General features: G+C 61.8%; 21 protein-coding genes. 12 read left to right on the top strand and 9 right to left on the bottom strand.

Translation table 11 applies throughout. The features are described 5' to 3' along the window. The first annotated feature begins 104 nt into the window (after window positions 1-104). The 5 genes from ACN9MX_RS01690 to ACN9MX_RS01710 all read left to right on the top strand — a co-directional run bounded on the left by ACN9MX_RS01690 (window position 105) and on the right by ACN9MX_RS01710 (window position 4,256). Window positions 105-542: an Lrp/AsnC family transcriptional regulator gene (locus tag ACN9MX_RS01690; RefSeq protein WP_363735697.1), complete on the top strand. Its 438-nt coding sequence runs from the start codon at window positions 105-107 to the stop codon at window positions 540-542. Window positions 543-1,002: 460 nt separating this feature from the next. Then, window positions 1,003-2,256, top strand: a complete 1,254-nt coding sequence (locus ACN9MX_RS01695; protein ID WP_363735618.1) for a pilus assembly protein TadG-related protein — start codon at window positions 1,003-1,005, stop codon at window positions 2,254-2,256. Continuing rightward, a complete protein-coding gene (locus ACN9MX_RS01700; RefSeq protein ID WP_133651629.1) occupies window positions 2,253-2,726 on the top strand; it encodes a TadE/TadG family type IV pilus assembly protein in 474 nt (157 codons plus the stop codon). The genes ACN9MX_RS01695 and ACN9MX_RS01700 overlap by 4 nt, the downstream gene beginning before the upstream one ends. Continuing rightward, window positions 2,723-3,103, top strand: a complete 381-nt coding sequence (locus ACN9MX_RS01705) for a TadE/TadG family type IV pilus assembly protein (RefSeq protein WP_133651630.1) — start codon at window positions 2,723-2,725, stop codon at window positions 3,101-3,103. Before ACN9MX_RS01700 ends, ACN9MX_RS01705 begins: the two co-directional genes overlap by 4 nt. Before the next feature lie 112 nt (window positions 3,104-3,215). Beyond that, window positions 3,216-4,256, top strand: a complete 1,041-nt coding sequence (locus ACN9MX_RS01710) for a rod shape-determining protein (protein WP_363753782.1) — start codon at window positions 3,216-3,218, stop codon at window positions 4,254-4,256. A 1,064-nt stretch (window positions 4,257-5,320) separates the two neighbouring features. Here ACN9MX_RS01710 and ACN9MX_RS01715 read toward each other — a convergent pair. The 4 genes from ACN9MX_RS01715 to alr form a co-directional block, all read right to left on the bottom strand. After that, window positions 5,321-6,328 carry a class 1 fructose-bisphosphatase gene (locus tag ACN9MX_RS01715; protein ID WP_363753784.1) on the bottom strand — a complete coding sequence of 336 codons (1,008 nt, stop codon included), beginning with the start codon at window positions 6,326-6,328 and terminating at the stop codon, window positions 5,321-5,323. A 563-nt stretch (window positions 6,329-6,891) separates the two neighbouring features. Continuing rightward, window positions 6,892-7,242, bottom strand: a complete 351-nt coding sequence (locus tag ACN9MX_RS01720; protein WP_363824922.1) for a RidA family protein — start codon at window positions 7,240-7,242, stop codon at window positions 6,892-6,894. A gap of 22 nt (window positions 7,243-7,264) precedes the next feature. Beyond that, window positions 7,265-8,518, bottom strand: a complete 1,254-nt coding sequence (locus ACN9MX_RS01725; RefSeq protein ID WP_363824925.1) for a D-amino acid dehydrogenase — start codon at window positions 8,516-8,518, stop codon at window positions 7,265-7,267. Beyond that, on the bottom strand, window positions 8,515-9,645 hold the full coding sequence (alr, locus tag ACN9MX_RS01730) for an alanine racemase (RefSeq protein ID WP_363824927.1): 1,131 nt from the start codon (window positions 9,643-9,645) through the stop codon (window positions 8,515-8,517). The genes ACN9MX_RS01725 and alr overlap by 4 nt, the downstream gene beginning before the upstream one ends. 118 nt (window positions 9,646-9,763) lie before the next feature. Here alr and ACN9MX_RS01735 point away from each other — a divergent pair, with 118 nt between their 5' ends. Then, entirely contained in the window at window positions 9,764-10,234 is a 471-nt protein-coding gene (locus tag ACN9MX_RS01735; protein WP_363735624.1) for an Lrp/AsnC family transcriptional regulator, read from the top strand. A gap of 67 nt (window positions 10,235-10,301) precedes the next feature. Here ACN9MX_RS01735 and ACN9MX_RS01740 read toward each other — a convergent pair whose 3' ends face one another. The 4 genes from ACN9MX_RS01740 to ACN9MX_RS01755 are packed head-to-tail and all read right to left on the bottom strand — an operon-like array spanning window position 10,302 to window position 14,488. Then, window positions 10,302-11,063 carry a TIGR02186 family protein gene (locus ACN9MX_RS01740; protein ID WP_363824929.1) on the bottom strand — a complete coding sequence of 254 codons (762 nt, stop codon included), beginning with the start codon at window positions 11,061-11,063 and terminating at the stop codon, window positions 10,302-10,304. Continuing rightward, window positions 11,060-11,974, bottom strand: a complete 915-nt coding sequence (locus tag ACN9MX_RS01745) for a sulfite exporter TauE/SafE family protein (protein WP_363735626.1) — start codon at window positions 11,972-11,974, stop codon at window positions 11,060-11,062. The genes ACN9MX_RS01740 and ACN9MX_RS01745 overlap by 4 nt, the downstream gene beginning before the upstream one ends. A gap of 49 nt (window positions 11,975-12,023) precedes the next feature. Beyond that, entirely contained in the window at window positions 12,024-13,094 is a 1,071-nt protein-coding gene (locus ACN9MX_RS01750) for a hypothetical protein (protein ID WP_363824931.1), read from the bottom strand. Beyond that, window positions 13,091-14,488 carry a glycosyl transferase family protein gene (locus ACN9MX_RS01755; protein WP_363824934.1) on the bottom strand — a complete coding sequence of 466 codons (1,398 nt, stop codon included), beginning with the start codon at window positions 14,486-14,488 and terminating at the stop codon, window positions 13,091-13,093. The genes ACN9MX_RS01750 and ACN9MX_RS01755 overlap by 4 nt, the downstream gene beginning before the upstream one ends. Before the next feature lie 209 nt (window positions 14,489-14,697). Between ACN9MX_RS01755 and ACN9MX_RS01760 the strand changes: the two genes are divergently transcribed. Both ACN9MX_RS01760 and ACN9MX_RS01765 read left to right on the top strand, forming a co-directional pair. Further along, a complete protein-coding gene (locus ACN9MX_RS01760; RefSeq protein WP_363735690.1) occupies window positions 14,698-14,904 on the top strand; it encodes a hypothetical protein in 207 nt (68 codons plus the stop codon). 152 nt (window positions 14,905-15,056) lie between these two features. Beyond that, a complete protein-coding gene (locus tag ACN9MX_RS01765; RefSeq protein ID WP_133651642.1) occupies window positions 15,057-15,236 on the top strand; it encodes a hypothetical protein in 180 nt (59 codons plus the stop codon). Between the two features lie 47 nt (window positions 15,237-15,283). Here ACN9MX_RS01765 and ACN9MX_RS01770 read toward each other — a convergent pair whose 3' ends face one another. Beyond that, window positions 15,284-15,682 (bottom strand): low affinity iron permease family protein, encoded by a 399-nt coding sequence (locus tag ACN9MX_RS01770; protein WP_363735691.1) that lies wholly within the window; start codon window positions 15,680-15,682, stop codon window positions 15,284-15,286. A gap of 70 nt (window positions 15,683-15,752) precedes the next feature. Here ACN9MX_RS01770 and ACN9MX_RS01775 point away from each other — a divergent pair, with 70 nt between their 5' ends. The 4 genes from ACN9MX_RS01775 to ACN9MX_RS01790 all read left to right on the top strand — a co-directional run bounded on the left by ACN9MX_RS01775 (window position 15,753) and on the right by ACN9MX_RS01790 (window position 19,228). Then, on the top strand, window positions 15,753-16,085 hold the full coding sequence (locus tag ACN9MX_RS01775) for a hypothetical protein (RefSeq protein ID WP_363735692.1): 333 nt from the start codon (window positions 15,753-15,755) through the stop codon (window positions 16,083-16,085). Between the two features lie 139 nt (window positions 16,086-16,224). Then, window positions 16,225-17,424, top strand: coding sequence for an ADP-forming succinate--CoA ligase subunit beta (sucC, locus tag ACN9MX_RS01780; protein ID WP_426387223.1), 1,200 nt, complete (start codon window positions 16,225-16,227; stop codon window positions 17,422-17,424). A 113-nt stretch (window positions 17,425-17,537) separates the two neighbouring features. Continuing rightward, complete coding sequence (locus tag ACN9MX_RS01785; RefSeq protein ID WP_363736964.1) at window positions 17,538-18,299, top strand: electron transfer flavoprotein subunit beta/FixA family protein; 762 nt, start codon at window positions 17,538-17,540, stop codon at window positions 18,297-18,299. Next, window positions 18,296-19,228, top strand: a complete 933-nt coding sequence (locus ACN9MX_RS01790) for an electron transfer flavoprotein subunit alpha/FixB family protein (RefSeq protein ID WP_363824939.1) — start codon at window positions 18,296-18,298, stop codon at window positions 19,226-19,228. Before ACN9MX_RS01785 ends, ACN9MX_RS01790 begins: the two co-directional genes overlap by 4 nt. The last annotated feature ends 32 nt before the right edge of the window (window positions 19,229-19,260 follow it).

The following is a 19,260-nucleotide window of genomic DNA, read 5'->3' on the forward strand; positions in this document are numbered from 1 at the left end:
GGTTTGTCGATCCGACCGAAATATTGTGAAACTTCTGGTGATTTGACTTATGATGGTCAGATCAGGAGGAAATAGTGACAAGAAACAGCGGATCGGAAGTCGAAATGGATGGGTTCGATCATAAGATCGTCGCCGTTCTGATGGAGGACGGCCGCATCAGCGTGACCGATCTCGCCCAGCGCGTCGGTCTCTCCAAGACGCCTTGCCAGGTTCGGATGCGCAGATTGATCGACTCCGGCGTGATCAAGGGCTTTCATGCTGCCCTGGATCCGGCAAAGATGGGGCTGGACCATGTCGCCTTCACCGAAGTGAAACTGTCGGACACGCGGGAAGATGCTCTGAGCGAATTCAATGCTGCTGTGCGCCGCATTCCCGAGGTGGAGGAATGCCATATGATCGCGAGCAGTTTCGACTATCTGTTGAAAGTCCGCACCGCCGACATCCGCCGCTACCGCTTCGTGCTTGGCGAAAAGATATCGAGCCTTCCGCATGTCGCCAGCACCTCGACTTTCGTCGCGATGGAAACGGTGAAGGACCGTTAGGCGCTGTTTCGCGCAGTGACATATTGCGCTGGCAGGTCGATGGCATTGCCGGGCCGTATCCCTGGCTGAAAGCCTGTCGGATGCATCGCAGCCCGTCGCCTTTTCCGACAACATGAGCGATCGGTAAATCCATGGCGCGTCAGTCGCTTTGAAATTTGCCTTGAAACGATCCGTGTGATCGGAAGGATGATTTCCCCAATATTGTGATCAACTATAATGTTTGCGTGCAACAAAATCTATAAATGTAGATCTAATGGATGCATTATAATTGAATTTATAATGGAAAATTCGAGATATATACTCACCATATATTGTATCATTAAGAGTAATATACATTTATATCCAAAGATATATATTTAATATTATAGTCAATTTTTGTGACAAGATCATATTTTATTAACCCACATTATTTAAATTCCTGCCTCGGTCCGGAGCAATGCTTCTCGAAAGGGATATGGGAATGTTGGGCGGAGCAGTGGGGCGTTTGCTGCGTGACAGGACGGGCAATGTCCTGATGATGGCTGCGGCCTCCATGCCTATATTCATCGGGGCGGCGGGACTGGCCACCGATACGGTGCAATGGACCCTGTGGAAGCGGCAGATCCAGCGTCAGGCGGACAGCGCCGCGCTCGCTGGCGCTTATGCGGTGGCGCAGGGCTTCAGCGCCTCCGACAGCGCGACATCGGATATCAACCGCATGTCGCTCGTCACACTGACGCAGACGCCCACGATCGAAAATGCTCCCACGACAGGTGCTTATGCCGGCAACAACAAGGCTGTGCGGGTGGTGCTGCAAACATGGGCCGAACTGCCCTTTTCGAAGATATTGGGGGTGAAGGCGCCGGTCATCTATGGCGAAGCGACCGCGGCCGTGGTGGGCAGCGGCGACTATTGCGTCGTTGCGCTGGAAAAGACGAGCACGGTCGGCATCACGCTTCAGGGCAGTGCCACGGTCAATCTGGGCTGCGGCATCGCCACCAACTCGCGGGCATCCAACGCGGTCTATGCAGGCGGCAGCAGCGTTGTGACGGCAACGCCCGTGGCGGCGGTGGGCGGGCTCTCATCCAGTTCCAACTATGTCTCCCCGACCACCCTGCTGCCCTACAGCCTGCCCGTACAGGATCCCTATGCTGGATTACCCACACCCACTGCGGTGGAGCTGACGGGTTGCAAGAATTATAATGACAAACCCGGCGACACGACTTCCATCACGGCTGGCTGCTACAAGAATTTCGACGTCAAGGGCACGCTCAACCTGGCGCCCGGCGTATATTATATCGACGGCGGCACCTTCAACGCCGGTTCGCAGGCGGTCATCAACGGTACGGATGTCACCATCATCCTGACCAGCAGCAACGCGGTGACCAACCCCAGTTCCATCGCGACGGTCAATATCAACGGCGGCGCGACGCTCAACCTGAAGGCGCCGACGGACACCACCAACCCCTATCATGGCGTCCTCTTCTACCAGGATCGGCGCGCAGTGGATTCTGGAACCAACACCATCAACGGCAATGCGAGTTCGGTACTGCAGGGCGCCTTCTATTTCCCCGGCCAGGCCCTGTCCTTCAGCGGCACGTCGGGAATGACCACTGACTGCGTGAAGATGGTGAGCAAGCGGGTGACCTTCATCGGCAACAGCAATATCGTCAATCAATGCACCAACAAGGGCGTCGACAAGATCACCGCCACGCTGGTGAGGCTGGTGGGATGATGATGCGCCTGATTTCGGATCGAGCCGGGAACAGCACCATCGAACTGGCGATCATCATGCCGGTCCTGGTGCTGCTGACCTGCCTGGCGGGGGATGTCGCCATGGCGTTCAAGGCGAAGATCGGGCTTCAGCGCGCGGCGGAGCGCACGGCGCAACTGGCGGCGGCGGGCGGCTACACCAACGATACCACAAGGACGCAGGCGGCCTATAACAATCTGGCCGCCGACGCGGCGGCGGCGGCGGGCGTTTCGACCAGCAACGTCACCATCACGCCTACGCTGCTCTGCGACGCCACCGTCCAGACCGCCAGTCCCGAAGTGCCATGCCCCGATGGTCAGCAGACCAAGCGCTATGTCGCGATCAACATTTCGGGAAGCTACACGCCGATGTTCGCCCAACTCGCGCCCAACAGCCGATGGTCGTCGCAGGGAATCGCGCTCACCGGCTCCGCATCGGTGCGGCTGCAATGATCCGGCTGGTACGCGACGAGCGGGGGGCCGCGGCGATCGAATTCGTCCTTGCCGTGCCGCCTTTCATCATTCTGCTTATGGGTGCGCTGCAAATGGGCATCATCGCCTGCGCGCGCACTGGCCTGCAACATGCGGTGGATGAAGGTGCCCGCTATGCCAGCATCTATCCCACGCCCTCCGATGCCGCCATCATCGCCAAGGTCAATGCGCGCGAATTCGGTCTGGACCCGGCCTATACCAACGATCCGACGATTACCCACGGCACGCAATATGGCCTGCCCTATACCGAAATCACCATGACCTATTCCCGGCCGCTGAACTTCATTGTGTATCAGACGCCGGCCTTGTCGATCAGCTATACCCGCCGGTCCTATTAACCTCAACTGGACCCGGATACCGGACGTGTTGTCGCACCCTGCTTCTGCTTGACAAGGGGGCTGTGCAGGGGGAGCCATCCCGCTCCCCCTGCACAGAATGTCCATCATCCGCATGAAACTGCCGCGCTTCTTTTCCTCGTCCGCCTGCGACATGGCCATCGACCTGGGCACCGTCAACACGGTCATCTATGTGCGTGACCGGGGCATCGTGCTCAACGAGCCCTCGGTCATTGCGATCGAGACGCGCGACGGCATCCGCAAGGTGAAGGTCGTCGGCAACGAAGCCAAGCTGATGATGGGCAAGACCCCCAATGGCATCCAGGCGATCCGCCCGCTGCGCGATGGCGTGATCGCGGACATCGACGTTGCGGAGCAGATGATCAAGCATTTCATGGACAAGGCGCTGGACGGCCACAGCCGCTTCGGCCGCCGCCATGAAGTGGTGATCTGCGTGCCGACAGGCTCCACCATGGTGGAGCGGCGTGCGCTGCGCGACGCGGCCTCCAATGCAGGCGCCTATCGCGTTCAGCTGATCGAGGAACCCATGGCCGCTGCGATCGGCGCCGGACTGCCCGTCACCGAACCGCGCGGGGCGATGGTGGTCGATATTGGCGGGGGAACGACGGAGGTGGCGGTCCTCTCCCTCAACGGCATCGCCTATAGCAACAGCGCGCGCGTCGGCGGCGATCGGCTGGACGACGCAATCGCCTCCCACATCCGCCGCACCCACAATCTGATGATCGGCGAAGCCACGTCGGAACGGGTGAAATGCGCGCTCGGCGCCGCCACCCCGCCGGAGGGCGAGGGCCGCCGCATGGTGGTGAAGGGCCGCGACCTGGTGAACGGCCGCCCGTCCGAAATGTCCATCAGCGAGGCGGAGATCGCCGATGCCCTGTCGGAGCCGGTGGGCCAGATCAAGATGGCGGTGATGACCGCGCTGGAACAGACCGCGCCGGAACTGTCCGCCGACATCATCGAGGAAGGCATCACGCTCACCGGCGGCGGCGCGCTGCTCCAGCGTCTGGACGAGGCGCTTTCCGACGCGACCGGCCTGCCCGTCACGGTCGCCGAAAAGCCCCTGATCTGCGTCGCCATGGGAGCAGGTCGCGCTCTGGAAGACCGCGCCTATGACGGCGTGCTGACCGGCTCCTGACGACGCCGCCTGGACGATGGGGAAGGGAGTATCCCCCCACAACTGGCCGCGCCAGTGAAGGCTGGATCTCAGGGGAGGGTGCTTCTTTTGACACGCGATTTCGGCCGTCGCGGGAACGGCTGATTTGGGTGGGAAGCGGACTGACGGCATACGGCTAGAGCATTTTCGGGTTGCGCCGAGTCATATGTTTTGATTCGAAGGTGTCGGTTAATCGGCGAGGCTGAGATGACGGCTTTTTGCAAGCCAGAGAATCTGTGTTGTCTGGGGCGTAAGGGTGGGGTTTACCACTTTAACGATATAGTCCCCGGCATATTTTCCTAGGACAAGCATATGTCAGCATTTCCCAAGGCACTCCAAGCTATATTGATATTAGAGGGACTGGCAGTGGCCTTCGTGCTTGCTGGAATTTTGATATTTATCCCGGCAACACCTAAAGGTTTTAGCGATCCCTTATCGTCGATTGCTCTGTTTGGAGGGTTCGCCTTCCTCGGGTGGCTCGTGTTTTGTTACCGAGCCTTAGGCGCAGAAATTCCATCTAGAGGAATGGTGTGGGCAGGATTTTTGTCATGCTTTCCCATGGTCCTATATCTTTTTTGGCAATTCATGGGCGCTTCGTGGCTGTATCGGCCGTAGTCGCGAGCTACTAGCGAAGACCGAAGCGCCTGAATGATCGTAGATCGCCAAACGACCACTTTTGCCATGACAGCACGTACCGATAATCAGGCGATTGTCGTCTGCGTCCGCTTCCGAGCATCAGATATTGCCGAATGAGTGACCCGCTATGGTCGCTTCCAGACCGTCCCCCTAACATCCCGGCCCGGACGGCATGGCTCCATCAGCATCATGTGACCCAGCAGCAACAGGTCCCTCAAAAAACATCCTATTTCCTGAACAGGCGTGAAATCGCTCTGTCCTATTCCGCGTTCGCGGTTCTATCCCGCGCTCCTCTTTGAAACGTCAGGCATATCGCGCTCACACGCATACGCGCGCCCCGGCACGCGCGCGCATATGGTGTGAACTTCGACGAAAAATGGCGGAATTCTACGGGTCGCGGGAGCGTTGCTCTACGCGGCCCTTCCATAGGCGGTGACAGTCTCCACCTCGGCCTTGTCGCCCAGCACGACGCCGACGCGCTGGTGCAGGCCGGTGGGCGTCACCTCCATGATCCGCTGATGGCCGTCGCTGGCGGCCCCGCCCGCCTGCTCGATCAGGAAGGACATCGGATTCGCCTCATACATCAGCCGCAGCCGGGCCTTGCCCGATTGGCGGTGATCGGCGGGATACAGGAAGATGCCGCCGCGCTTCAGGATACGGTGGACGTCGGCCACCATCGAGGCGGTCCAGCGCATGTTGTAGTCCTTGCCCAGCGGCCCTTCCGTGCCCTGGATCCGCTCCTCTACATAGCGCGCGATGCCGGGCGACCATTGCCGCCGCCGCGCGATGTTGATGGCGAATTCGGCATTGCCCTGCGGCATCTGCATCGGGCCGTCGGTCATCCGCCAGGACCCGATTTCCCGATCGAGCGTGAATTCAAAGACGCCCGTGCCGATGGTCAGCACCAGCAGCGTCTGCGGCCCGTAGATCGCATAGCCGGCCGCCACCTGCTGCGTGCCGGGCTGGAGGAAATCCTGCTCGATCACCTCGCGACCGGAACATTCCTCCGGCGCCTTGAGCACGGAGAAGATGGTGCCCACGCTCAGGTCGACGTCGATATTGCTGGACCCGTCGATCGGATCGAACAGCAGCAGATATTCCCCCTTCGGATAGCGGTTGGGGATGCGATGGAGCGTCTCCATCTCCTCCGAAGCCATTGCGGCCAGATGTCCGCCCCATTCATTGGCGTCCAGCAGCAGTTCATTGGCGATGACGTCCAGCTTCTTCTGCACCTCGCCCTGCACATTCTCGCTGCCCAGGCTGCCCAGCACTTCGCCCAGCGCGCCCTTGGACACGCTATGGCTGATCGTCTTGCAGGTGCGCGCGACGGTTTCGATCAGCAGGCGCAATTGCGGCGGGATGGCGTTCGCCTGGCGCTGCTGCTCGATCAGGAAGCGGGTGAGGGTTACAGACTGCATAGGGCGGGTTACTCGCTCAAGAAAATATGGCGCGCGGACGCTCGCCATGCATGGGACCAGCGATGCCGTAGCGGTCCCGCGCGCATCGGCAAAGCGCCAATTCGTGGTACTCCCGGGACGCGGGACGATCCGTTCACGGTTCCAGACTGGCCGCCACGCCGGTCCATGTGCGAACAGCGCGGCCTCGCGCAGCTGTTCCGGTGTCGGGCGGATGCCGGTGTAGAGCATGAATTGCTCGATCGCGTGCAGCACGATGACTTCGCCGCCGGGAATGATCGCCTTTCCTGCCGCCCGGGCATTGCTCACCAGGCAGGAGGATTGCAAGGCTCCGGTCGCGGCCATGGCGTAGGCCCAGGCGGGCTAAAGGTCGTCGGAGGCGCAGGCGGTCGAAGGAGGGTATGGCGCAACAGTTGGCGAGACGGGGCCCGCAGCCTCCGGTGCTGCATCAGAGGCCGGGCAGATGGCGGCATCCGGCCACGTGCCGAATCTCCAAATTACCGTTTGCATCTTGCGGGGCCTTGTGAGGATTGCCATGCCCTTAGGCACGGCAATCCCCATATGGTTCACCTGGCCCTGGCAGCGGTGACGATGATCTCGACCTTGTAGTCGGGGCTGGCGAGCTTTGCCTCGCCCGTGGCGCGGGCGGGTGCCTCGGCATCGGCGATCCATGCGTCCCACACCGCGTTCATCTCGGCAAAATCATTCATGTCGGCAAGCCAGATCTGCGCCATCAGCATATGATTCTTGCTGCTGCCCGTCTGTTCGAGCAGCGCGTCGATCTCTGCCAGCACGGCGCGGGTCTGGGCGGTGACGTTCTCGCCGGGCGAGCCGATCTGCCCTGCCAGATAGATGGTGTCGCCATGAATGACGGCTTCGCTCATGCGCGGGCCGCGGCCGATGCGGGAGATGGTCATGCAGGAAGGTTCCTTATTCTGGTTATGAATAGCGGCTGATTGCAAGATCTGCGGTCTCGATCCGGGGCTCGCGCCCGCCGATGATGTCCGCGATCACATGCCCCGACCCGCATGCCATGGTCCAACCCAATGTGCCATGGCCGGTGTTGAGGAAGAGGTTGGGGATTTTGGTGGCGCCGATCACCGGCGTGCTGTCCGGCGTCATCGGACGGAGTCCGGACCAGAAGCTGGCGCGGCCCAGATCGCCTGCGCCCGGGAACAGCGAACCCACCGAATATTCCAGCGTATCCCGCCGCGCCCTGGGCAGTCCTTTGGAATAGCCCGACAGTTCCGCCATGCCGCCCACCCGGATACGGTCGCCCAGCCGCGTGATCGCGACCTTGTAGCTTTCATCCAGCAGCGTTGATACCGGCGCCCGCGCTTCATCGACGATCGGGACGGTGATCGAATATCCCTTCACCGGATAGACCGGTAGCCTGATTCCCAAAGGCGCCAGCAACAGGGGAGAATAGCTGCCCATGGCGACCAGATAGGCATCGGCCCGGACGGGGCCGCTATCGGTCTCGACATGGCTGACCTTACCGTTCGTGACGGCGATCCGGCCGATGGTGCGTCCGTTGAGGAAGGTCACGCCCTTCGCCTTCGCCATCTCCGCCAGCGCATTGGTGAATTTGAAGCAGTCGCCGGTTTCGTCATTGGGGAGCCTCAGGCCCCCGGCAAGAGGCACGCCGCTGCCCGCCAGGCCCGGTTCCGCCGCGATGCATCCTGCTGCGTCGAGCACTTCGAAGGGCACGCCGTCCGCCTGCAGAACAGCGATGTCCTTGGCGATGCCGTCGAGTTGTTTTTGTTCGCGGAAAAGCTGCAAGGTGCCCTGCGACCGTTCGTCATAGGAAATGCCGGTTTCGCGCCGCAGGTCGATCAGCCGGTCACGGCTATATTCGGCCAGCCGCACCATCCGGCTCTTGTTGATCGCATAGGCGCGTTCGTTGCAATTGCCCAACATCGCCGCCATCCAGCGCAGCATGGCCATGTCCATCTGGGGCCGCAGGATCAAAGGGGCGTGCTTCATGAACAGCCAGCGCAGTGCCTTCATCGGTATCCCCGGCGCCGCCCAGGGTGAGGCATAGCCGGGCGAAATCTCGCCGGCATTGGCGAAGCTGGTCTCCAACGCCGGGCCGTCCTGACGGTCGATCACCGTCACTTCATGCCCTGCCTGCGACAGATACCAGGCAGAGGTGACGCCGATGACGCCGCTCCCCAGAATGGCGATCTTCATGCCTTCATGCTCCGCTGGTGCCGGATCGTCGCCGCGCCCAGGATGGTGCGGTGATAGCGATGTCCGAGCTGTGTCAGGATTTCATAGGCGATGGTGCCGGCGTCGGCCGCCACCTGATCCACCGTTTGATGGGGCCCCAGCAGTTCAGCTGGCGCACCCGGATAAAGGAGGGCGTCGGGCACGTCGGTCACGTCCAGCGTGATGCTGTCCATCGACACCCGTCCCACGATCGGCGCGCGATGGCCGCCAATATAGGCCGAGCCCCTGTTGCTGAGATGGCGCGGCCAGCCATCGGCATAGCCCACCGCAATCGTGGCGATGCGCGTCGCCCGCTCGCAAACATGGGTCAGGCCATAGCCCACGGCCGCGCCGGCCGGAACGGTCCGCAACTGGATGATCCCGGCATTCAGCGAGACGACCGGTTGCATTATCGGGCCATCGCCCTGGGGCGCCCCGCCATAAAGGGCGATGCCGGCACGCACCATGTCGAAATGCCTCGCATGCAGGAAGCTGCCGCCGCTATTGTCCAGCGAGCGGGGCACATCCGGGAAATCCTTGCTGAATGTCTCGAAACTTTGGCGCTGTTTGTTGTTGGAAGGGGCATCGGGATCGTCGGCGCAGGCCAGGTGGCTCATCAGCAGGCGGAGGTCGATGCCCGCCAGCCGTTCCGGCTCCGCGCGCAGGATGGCGACCTCCTCTGGGGGCAGGCCGAGCCGCGACATGCCGCTGTCGGCCTGCAACGCTGCGGGCAAGCGTCGATTCAGGGTCCGGGCCATTTCCGACCAGCGCGCGATCTGATCGAGCGAGTTCAGAACCGGAATGGCGCCGATGGCCGCGCAATCGCTTTCCATGCCGGGCTGCAGCCCGTTGAGGATGAACAGGGCGGTGCCGTTGTCCAGCATGGTCCGGAGCGCCATGGCTTCGCCGAGATGCGCGACGAAGAAGTGACGGCATCCCACCTCTTGCAGACTGCACGCAACGATGTCCGCACCCAGGCCGTAGCCATTCGCCTTGACCACGCCGGCAACGGCGGCGGGGGCTACCTGCCGTTGGATCATCCGGTAATTCTCGACCAGCGCGTCGAGATCGATGCGGAGCACGGCTGCGGCGGTATCGATGGACGGCATATCCTTCCCCCTTCAAGGGGAAAGTAGCGTGCCTCCTTGCGAAAATGCTCTCAAATGACAGAAGGATCGTCTAATAAGAGCAAATATTTCGAAGGTTATTCGTAGGAAATGCAATAAAATGTCAGAATCGCTGGACGCCATCGACCGATCGATCATCCGCCTGCTCAGGCTGAATGCACGGCGGCCCAATTCGGAAATCGCGGCGGAGGTCGGTCTTTCGCCTTCGGCCTGTCACCGGCGTATCCGGATGTTGGAGGATGCCGGCGTGATCCGCGGCTATACTATCGTGACGACGCCTATGGAAAAGGAAGGCCGCGCCGTCGATGTGCTGGTGCAGGTGACGCTCGATCGGCAGACGGAGGATTATCTTGCGCGCTTCGAGCATGCCGTGCGGCAATGCCCGGAAATCCGGGAATGTTTCCTGATGACCGGTGGCGTCGATTATTGGCTTCGAGTGGAAACGGAGAGCGTGGCGGCCTATGAGGCGATCCATAGCGAAATCCTCTCCCGCATGCCCGGCGTCACCCGGATCAACAGCAGCATCGCGATGCGCGATGCGCTGCGGCCCAGGAAAGCGGCACGGCGATGACGGGCACGACGCCGCGCCTGGCGTGCATAGGGGGAAGCGCGGCTGAACGACATTCGAACGGTGCGAGCTAGACCCGTCTGGCAATGGCGCCCGCCGCCCATCCCATGCCGACCGCCAGCATGATCGCCGCCAGCCCATAGGCGAAGGGCCATTGTTCGGCCGCGACGGCCATGAACCGCTCGAACCCCGACTTTCGGACGGTGATGTCGCGCACGGCGGCGGCCACCACGCGGCCGTCCTGCACGAGGAAGGTTTCCGCCGTGTAATCGCCGACGATTACCCGGGCCGAAAGCGGCAGTCGCGCCCGGTATAACACGCCGTCCGTGATCTCCACCGTTCCGGGGCGCTCGACATAGAGACCGGCCCTTTCCCTGAGGTCGATCAAACCCTTCTGGAACCGATCCAGCTCCGCGCTTTCATTGAGCGAAGAGGGCGAAAGCTGGAGCTTGTCCACGCCCATTTCATAGATCGCCGCCGTCCGTTCATCGACCATCCTGTCGATCGGGCGGGACGATGCGATGGCATAGAAGCTGGGAGCGGAGCGGAAACGCGCGCTGTCGGCGTTGATCCAAATGCCGGCGACCTTCTGCTTTTCGCGCATCGTGATCGATTGATCTGGCCCCTTCAGCACGACCATGATGTCCGGCGGCTTGCTGGGCCGACGCCCGTCGGGATAGACGATCGCGCCGAACAGCAGCAGGTCCGCACCCGTGAAACTATATTGTATTTCCACCTCGCGCTGGGACACGTCGGGCACGAGCATCGGTTCGTCCGCCGCCGTCAACAGCAGCAGGGCGGGGAGAAGGGCCAGAAGCGCCCGGCGCCTCACCGCAGCTCCACCGTATAGATTTCGTCCGGTCGGAACCCCAGGCCCAGCGCCATCCGCGCCGCCACCAGCAGCACGATGGCGGCAAGCAGGATGCGCAGATATTCCGGCCGGATCGTCATCGAGATGCGCGTTCCGACCTGCGCGCCGGTCACGCTGCCGATCAGCAGCAGCAGGGCCAGGACAAGGTCAACCGCATGCGTGGTCATGGCGTGCATCATCGTCGTCGCCATGGTCACGAACAATATCTGGAACAGCGACGTGCCAACCACGGACTGGGTCGTCATCCCCAGCAGGTAGAGCATCGCCGGAACCAGGATGAACCCGCCGCCGACGCCGAGCAACATGGTGAGTATGCCGGTCGCCATGCCCAGCAGCAGTGGCGCCAGCGGCGAAATATACAGCCCGGACCGATAGAAGCGCCACCGCATCGGCAAGGCCGCGACCAGCGGATGGTGCCGCCTTTTGCGCGCCTGGATCTTCCTGCCGGTCTTCAGCGCTATCAGCGCCTGTATCGATTCCTTTGCCATCAACGATCCGATGCCGCCCAGCATCAGCACGTAAAGAATGCCGATTACCGTATCGATCTGTCCTATGGCCTGCAGCAGACGGAAGATCAGCACGCCCAGGCCCGCGCCCACCACGCCGCCGGCGATCAGCACGCCGCCCATGCGGAAGTCGACCGTGCCGCGCGACATATGGGTGAAGACACCGGATACGCTGGCGCCTGTCACCTGGCTGGCCGCCGAAGCCGCGGCGACGGTCGGAGGAATGCCGTAGAAGATCAACAAAGGCGTGGTCAGGAATCCGCCGCCCACCCCGAACATGCCGGAAAGCAGGCCCACCACGCCGCCCAGGGCAATGATGACCAGCGCATTCACCGACAGGTTGGCGATGGGCAGATAGAGATCCATGCAATCCCTGGGTTAAGCCCAATATGCGGAGAGATAAAGGCGCTCCGCCTTAAAAATCAGCCCCAAGCGTTACTGCCGGGCCGGAAGCCGGCGCGGCACGCCCCGCGATCCGTTCCCGCCATTCGACGCTCAGCCTGGCGCCGACAGGCTTTATGGGCAGGCGGATCTGAAGTTCCGGGCCGATGTCCAGTCGCTCCACCTGCGGCTGCGCCCCGCCGGAAAGGCTTGCGCCAAGCCGCACGGGCGCGTTGCCGAGCGGCGACAGCAGCGAGATCTTGCCGTCCACGAACAGGTCGCGTGACCGGAAACCGACCATGCCGCTCTGCGCATAGGCTTCGACTTCCAGGGACGGCGCGACCCGCGTCGGGCCGAAACCGCCGACCGCCAGCACGGCATTGGCGTTGCGCCCGCCCTGGCCCAGGGCAAACCGTCGTTCAGCGGCGAAGCTGACGGGGACGGTGCGCGCTGGCTGCCATGCCAAGCCCAGCGCGCCTTCGGGAGAGACCGGCTTGTTCAATGCAGCACTGGCGCGAGCATAAGCGGTCGCTCGGCTGGAGGCGCGCGGGGTCAGGTCGAAATCGAGGCGGAAACCCGCCTGTGATCCGCCCAGCCGTCCGCCGGTCGCGGCATCGGCGCGGGGGGCACTGCCGTCGCGCCACAGCAGCCAGGCACTGCCATGCCAACGGCTGGTGCCAGCGGCTGGCGGGTAGGCCAGGGGCAAGGCAGGTGAAGGGTTGATCGATGGAGCGGCTTCCATGACCTTGCCCGAAACCTCCTCGGTCGACGCCGCTTCCTTTGTAGCGGGTGCGGCGGGTGCCAAGGCTGCTTTGATCCTTGTTGCTCTGGCCCATGGTGACGATGCCATGAGCGCCAGTCCCGGCGCTGCGGCGGCAGATGTCAGCCTTTGCGGCGGCCCGCTCTGCCGAACTGGCGGACCATGCCCTTCGGCTGTGATTCCTACGTTGGTCGCATAAGTCGTAGGACGGAATGGACCCTCACCGGTACCGCCCATTGCGCCGCCGAGAAGGTCGAAGCCGGTCCCCGCCAGACGGATGGTGACCCAACCGGCTATAACAAGCGTGAAGAAGCGGACCGGGCGTCCGCTGGCCGCCTTGTTCATGCCTGGGATTCCAGATCCGGAAAACGATGCTGTGTCTTGTCCCAGGTCAGCGGCCTGCCGATGAGCGACCGAAGATAGAGGAGCATGGCCCGTCTGGCGGCCATCATGGCAATGATATTGGCGATCAGCGTGCGCGGTATGGCGCCCAGTCCGAAAACCCATCCATAAGCCATGCCGGAAAAAATCGCCCGCATCGCCATTCGCCAGCTCATGAACCCGAAATTGATCCACAAGAGGACTTCGATGACGGGGGAGATCCTGGCGAAGGCGACGTCGCTGAACAGGCCCGCGACGAGCAGCACGCCCCAGAGCAGCAGGGCGAGATAGGCGGTAAACAGGACGAAGGCGGAAAGGGCGGCGGCGCGGTCCCGCATGCGCATCCACCATTCGGCAGGGCCGCCCTGCCAGCCCATGCGGTCCCAGCCAGCAAGTGAGATGCCGACCATCCAGCGCGCCTTCTGCTTGACGGCTGCCTTCAGATTGTCGGGAAAATATTCCCTGGTGGCGACGAGATCGCCATTTCCGTCGCGCATACGTACGAAGATGCCCCGTCCGCCCATGTTGCTGATGCGCAGGCCGACCTCATAATCCTCCGTTAGCGATTCCGGATCAAATGGTCCGCCGGTGCCGGCATTCGCCAGCCGCTCCAGCATCTGCCGTTCAAATGCGCACGCTACGCCAGCCGAGGGCATGGAGGCGCCCATGGCTTCACGCACGGTCAGGAACTTGCCGTGGCTCTCCGCAAATTCATCGCAATAATGATTGGCGATAAGCTTCGACCACCAGCCGCCATTGCCGGGCAGGGGCAGGACCGGAAGCTGAACGAGCTGGAACCGGTCCGTCATCACGTCGAATAGTCGGATTTCATCGCGGTGAACCACGTCTTCCGCGTCATGCAGGGCGATCGCCTTGAAGCGCGATCCGGTACGTCTTTCTTCCTGAAGCATGGCGCGCCAGACACGGTTCAGGCAATCGGCCTTCGTGGTCGGCCCGTCGCGTTCGTTGATGCACAGGATCAGCCGCTCTTCGCCAGAAGCAAGGGGGGTCAGTATATCCAGGGTGGCTCGATCATTGGGATAAATGCCGACAAAGATGCGGTAGTCCTGATTACCCCAGCGGTTCAGCGCATTGCGCAACATCCGGCCGATCACATCGGCCTCCTGCCAGGCGGGAATGAAGATGGCGATGCGGCCCGGCTGCCGCGAAGCCGGCAGGGTCGCCGTCGTCATTCGCTCGTGGCGCGAATAGACAACCAGCTTGCGCCACAGCCGACGACACAGGAACACGGAGTCTATAATGAAATCATCGATCCCGCCAATCGCCAGTCCCACAACCGCGAACAGCAGAATTTCATGATGAACCCTCGCCAGAATAACGAAGATGGACTCCCCCACGGAATGCGGCTCCCTGTATTCCCCGGACGCGCTATGGCAGCAAAGAATTGATTCTCAAACATTTATTGGTTGCGACATCGGAATGAACATCGATCTTCAGCCCTCTTCCAGCCCACTCCCACAGGAGCAAGCAGCATGATCAATCGGCGCTCCTCGGCGCTGCGCGATTTTGTGAAAAGCGAAGCGGGGCGGGCGGCCGCCTCCTGCTGATGGGGGCTGTCGCCCTGGCCATGCTGTTCGCCAATTTGCCGGGGCCTGCGGGGCATCTCCATCATGCCTTTGTTCATGCGGAGGCCGGGCCGGAATTGAAGCGCGGTCTGGGCAAGCAGATCGGCATCTTCGGCAGCATTCTCGCTGGCTTGCGGCTTTCGGCCGTGACGGGATATCTTGTCCTGCGACGTGCCAAATACCGCTGAAGATCCTGATTTACTCGTCCAGCCGCCTTTCCCATGCGTCGGACGGAATCGTATAGCTACTGGGCCGGTGTTATCCTGACGCTGCCGCAGAGCGAATCGCACTTGATGCGAACTCCAGCCAATCTTTTCAACGATCAGGTAGGAGGGTGAATATGAATAGGGAGATGGATGTAAATTATCTGCTGCACAGGCAGCAGGTCGCCTTGATCCGTGCGCAGATGAGCCGGTCGGCGAAGGGCCGGGAAGCCTATGAGGGTCTTGCGCGCGGCTATACGGATCAGATCGATGCCTACAGGCGTCAGAATGAAAATCTGGTCGATCTGACCCATTAAGCGTCCCCGCATTTCCCCACGATACTCTGGTCGTGACGACCCCTCTGTCAAAGCCGGTTGATCAGTCGCGCTATCGATTCATGATGCGTTGCATCGTCACCGCATTCCTTTTCCAGCATGGACTTTATCTGCTCCAGTTCTGCTTCGGTCAGATGTTCGATGCCGATGAACTCGTTCCGTGCTGTCGAAAGGGCGCGTATCAGTTCGTCCATTTTCGCCTGAATGGCTGAGCCATCCCGATTTTGCGCATTCTGGATCAGGAACACCATCAGGAAGGTGACGATCGTCGTGCCGGTGTTGATGATGAGCTGCCATGTGTCGGAGTAATGAAAGATCGGGCCGGTCACGATCCAGGCCAGGATGATCAGCGCCGCCAGGATGAAAGCGGCAGGCTGGCCAGACCAACTTGCGATACGGTGGGCAAAGGCTGTGAAAATCCGGTCCATCTTTCTTTTTCTCCGCTGGCCATGGCAAATATTTAGCCCCTGTTCAGGCCATGCTTGCCATGAAGGCGGGATGACAGCCATCCCTTTCCGTGCGCTGGCCTGCGGGCTTGGCGCTTCTCTCTTCCTGATGTCCTGTGCGACGGTTTCGCCCGAATCACGCCTGCGAACGGGTTTGATCGATGCGGGCGTGTCTCCCCGCATGGCGGGCTGCATGGCGGAAAGGATGGTCGATCGGCTGAGTTTGGCGCAGCTCCGCAGGCTCCAGTCGCTGGCCTCGCTCCGCAAATCTCACATGGGCGACATGACGGTGGACCGGTTCCTCTTCAAGGTCCGCGCGCTGGAGGATCCAGAGATATTTGCCGTGACGAGCAAGGCGGCGATCGTCTGCGCCATCGACCGCTGATTTCGCAATAACCGCGCTGTCGCTTCGCAAAGGTTTTGCAATTTTGCAAAGTCATTTTGCGAAATTTTCTGGCGCTGGCTCCCTGCCTGTGCTTAGCCGCTGTCCAGAAGAGTTTCAGCGGAAAGGACGGGCGAGCCCCATGAACATCCACGAATATCAGGCGAAGGAATTGCTGGCCAAATACGGCGCGCCGATCGCTGCCGGTTATGCCGCCTTCTCCGTCGAGGAAGCTGTCGAAGCGGCGAAGAAGCTGCCCGGGCCGCTCTATGTCGTGAAGTCGCAGATCCACGCCGGCGGCCGCGGCAAGGGCAAGTTCAAGGAACTCGCTCCTGAAGCGAAGGGCGGTGTCCGCCTCGCCTTCAACCTGGATGAGGTCAAAGCCCACGCCACCGACATGCTCGGCAACACGCTGGTCACCATCCAGACCGGCGAAGCGGGCAAGCAGGTCAACCGCCTCTACATCACCGACGGCGCCGACATTGCGAAGGAATTCTATCTCGCCCTGCTGGTCGACCGCGGCAGCAGTCGGGTCGCTTTCGTAGTGTCGACCGAAGGCGGCATGGACATTGAAGAGGTCGCCCACTCGACCCCGGAAAAGATCCATAGCTTCTCTGTCGATCCGGCCGCCGGTTTCCAGCCGCATCACGGTCGTTCGGTCGCCGCCGCCCTGGGCCTGAGCGGCGATCAGGCTAAGCAGGCTGCCAAGGTGGCTGCCTCGCTCTATGCAGCGTTCCTCGACACCGACGCCGAGCAGATCGAAGTCAATCCGCTGGCGCTGACCGAGCAGGGCAATCTGTTGGTCCTCGACGCCAAGGTCGGTTTCGACGGCAACGCGATGTTCCGTCACAAGGACATCGCCGAACTGCGCGACCTGACCGAGGAAGATCCGGCGGAAGTCGAAGCGTCCGAATATGACCTCGCCTACATCAAGCTCGACGGCAATATCGGCTGCATGGTGAACGGCGCGGGCCTGGCCATGGCGACCATGGACATCATCAAGCTGAACGGCGAATTTCCCGCCAACTTCCTGGACGTCGGTGGCGGCGCCAACAAGGAAAAGGTGACTGCGGCCTTCAAGATCATCCTGAAGGACCCGGCGGTGAAGGGCATTCTCGTCAACATCTTCGGTGGCATCATGAAGTGCGACATCATTGCCGAGGGCATCGTCGCCGCCGCCAAGGAAGTGAACCTGTCGGTTCCGCTGGTCGTCCGCCTGGAAGGCACGAACGTCCAGCAGGGCAAGGACATTCTGGCCGCTTCGGGTCTGGCCATCGTCCCGGCGGACGATCTGGGCGACGCGGCGAAGAAGATCGTGGCGGAAGTGAGGAAGGCAGCCTGACGCAGCTTTTCGCCTGAACAAGACACCAAGGGGTGCGGGTGGTCCGGTAACGGGCTGCCCGCGCCCGCGTTCGCATTTGCGAGCTTGGCGTGAATGAAGGAAGGATGTTGGAGATGAAGATCCTTGTGCCCGTGAAGCGGGTGATTGACTATAATGTGAAGCCGCGCGTGAAGGCGGATGGGACGGGCGTCGATCTGGCGAACGTCAAGATGTCGATGAACCCGTTCGACGAGATTGCGGTTGAGGAAGCCATTCGCCTGAAGGAAAAGGGCGTGGCGACCGAGGTTGTGGCTGTGTCGATCGGCGTTGCCAAGGCGCAGGAAACGCTGCGCACCGCGCTCGCCATGGGCGCCGATCGGGCGATCCTGATCCAGACCCCAGATGATATCGGCTCTGATGTCGAGCCGCTGGGCGTGGCCAAGCTGCTCGCCAAGGTGCAGGAAGAGGAAGGCGCTGGCCTGATCATCCTGGGCAAGCAGGCGATCGACGACGACAGCAACCAGACGGGCCAGATGCTGGCCGCGCTGCTGGGCCTGGCGCAGGGCACCTTCGCCAGCAAGGTCGAGGTCGAGGGCGACAAGGTCAGCGTCACGCGCGAAGTCGACGGCGGGCTGGAGACGGTGAAGCTCAACACGCCGGCGATCATCACGACTGACCTGCGCCTCAATGAACCGCGCTATGCTTCGCTGCCCAACATCATGAAGGCGAAGTCGAAGCCGCTCGCGACCAAGACGCCCGCAGACTATGGCGTGGATATCTCGCCGCGCCTGGAGACGATCAAGGTGGTCGAACCGGCCAAGCGTTCGGCTGGCGTGAAGGTGGCCGATGTCGATGAACTGGTCGCGAAGCTCAAGGCTCTGGGAGTTGCAGCATGACAAAGACGCTCGTTTGGGTTGAACATGAGGGCGGCGCAGTCAAGGACGCGACGCTTTCCGCCGTCACCGCTGCATCGAAGCTGGGTGAAGTGCATCTGCTGGTCGCGGGCCAGGGCGTCGGGGGCGTTGCCGCCGAAGCAGCGAAGATCGCCGGCGTGGGCAAGGTCCATGTCGCGGACGACGCAGCCTTCGGGCATGCGCTGGCCGAGAATGTCGCGCCGCTGGTCGTCGAATTGATGGGCAGTCATGACGCGTTCGTCGCGCCTGCCACCAGCAACGGCAAGAATATCGCGCCGCGCGTGGCGGCTCTGCTCGACGTGATGCAGATCAGCGACATTCTGTCGGTCGAGAGCGAAGACAGCTTCACTCGTCCGATCTATGCCGGCAACGCGATTGCAACCGTCAAGTCGAAGGATGCGAAGAAGGTCATCACCGTCCGCGGCACTGCTTTCGAGAAGGCGGCCAAGGAAGGCGGCAACGGCGTGGTGGAAGCCGTGGCTTCGACCGGGGACAAGGGGCTGTCGTCCTTCGTCGGCGCGGAGATCGCCAAGCTGGAGCGGCCGGAGCTGACCTCGGCCAAGGTGATCGTGTCGGGTGGCCGCGCGCTGAAGGACAGCGAGACGTTCGAGGCGACCATCTTCCCGCTGGCGGACAAGCTGGGCGCGGCGGTGGGTGCTTCGCGCGCTGCTGTCGATGCGGGCTATGTGCCCAACGACTATCAGGTGGGGCAGACCGGCAAGATCGTCGCGCCGGAAGTCTATATCGCCGTCGGCATTTCCGGGGCGATCCAGCATCTGGCGGGGATGAAGGATTCCAAGACCATCATCGCCATCAACAAGGATGAGGATGCGCCGATCTTCCAGGTGGCGGATGTCGGTCTTGTCGGCGACCTGTTCAAGGTTGTGCCGGAACTGGTCGAGAAGCTGTAAGCGCCTCGCCTTTGGGTTCAGATTGAGGGCGC

This window comes from Sphingobium sp. R-21, from assembly GCF_049913335.1.
In the GTDB taxonomy this organism is placed as follows: domain Bacteria; phylum Pseudomonadota; class Alphaproteobacteria; order Sphingomonadales; family Sphingomonadaceae; genus Sphingobium.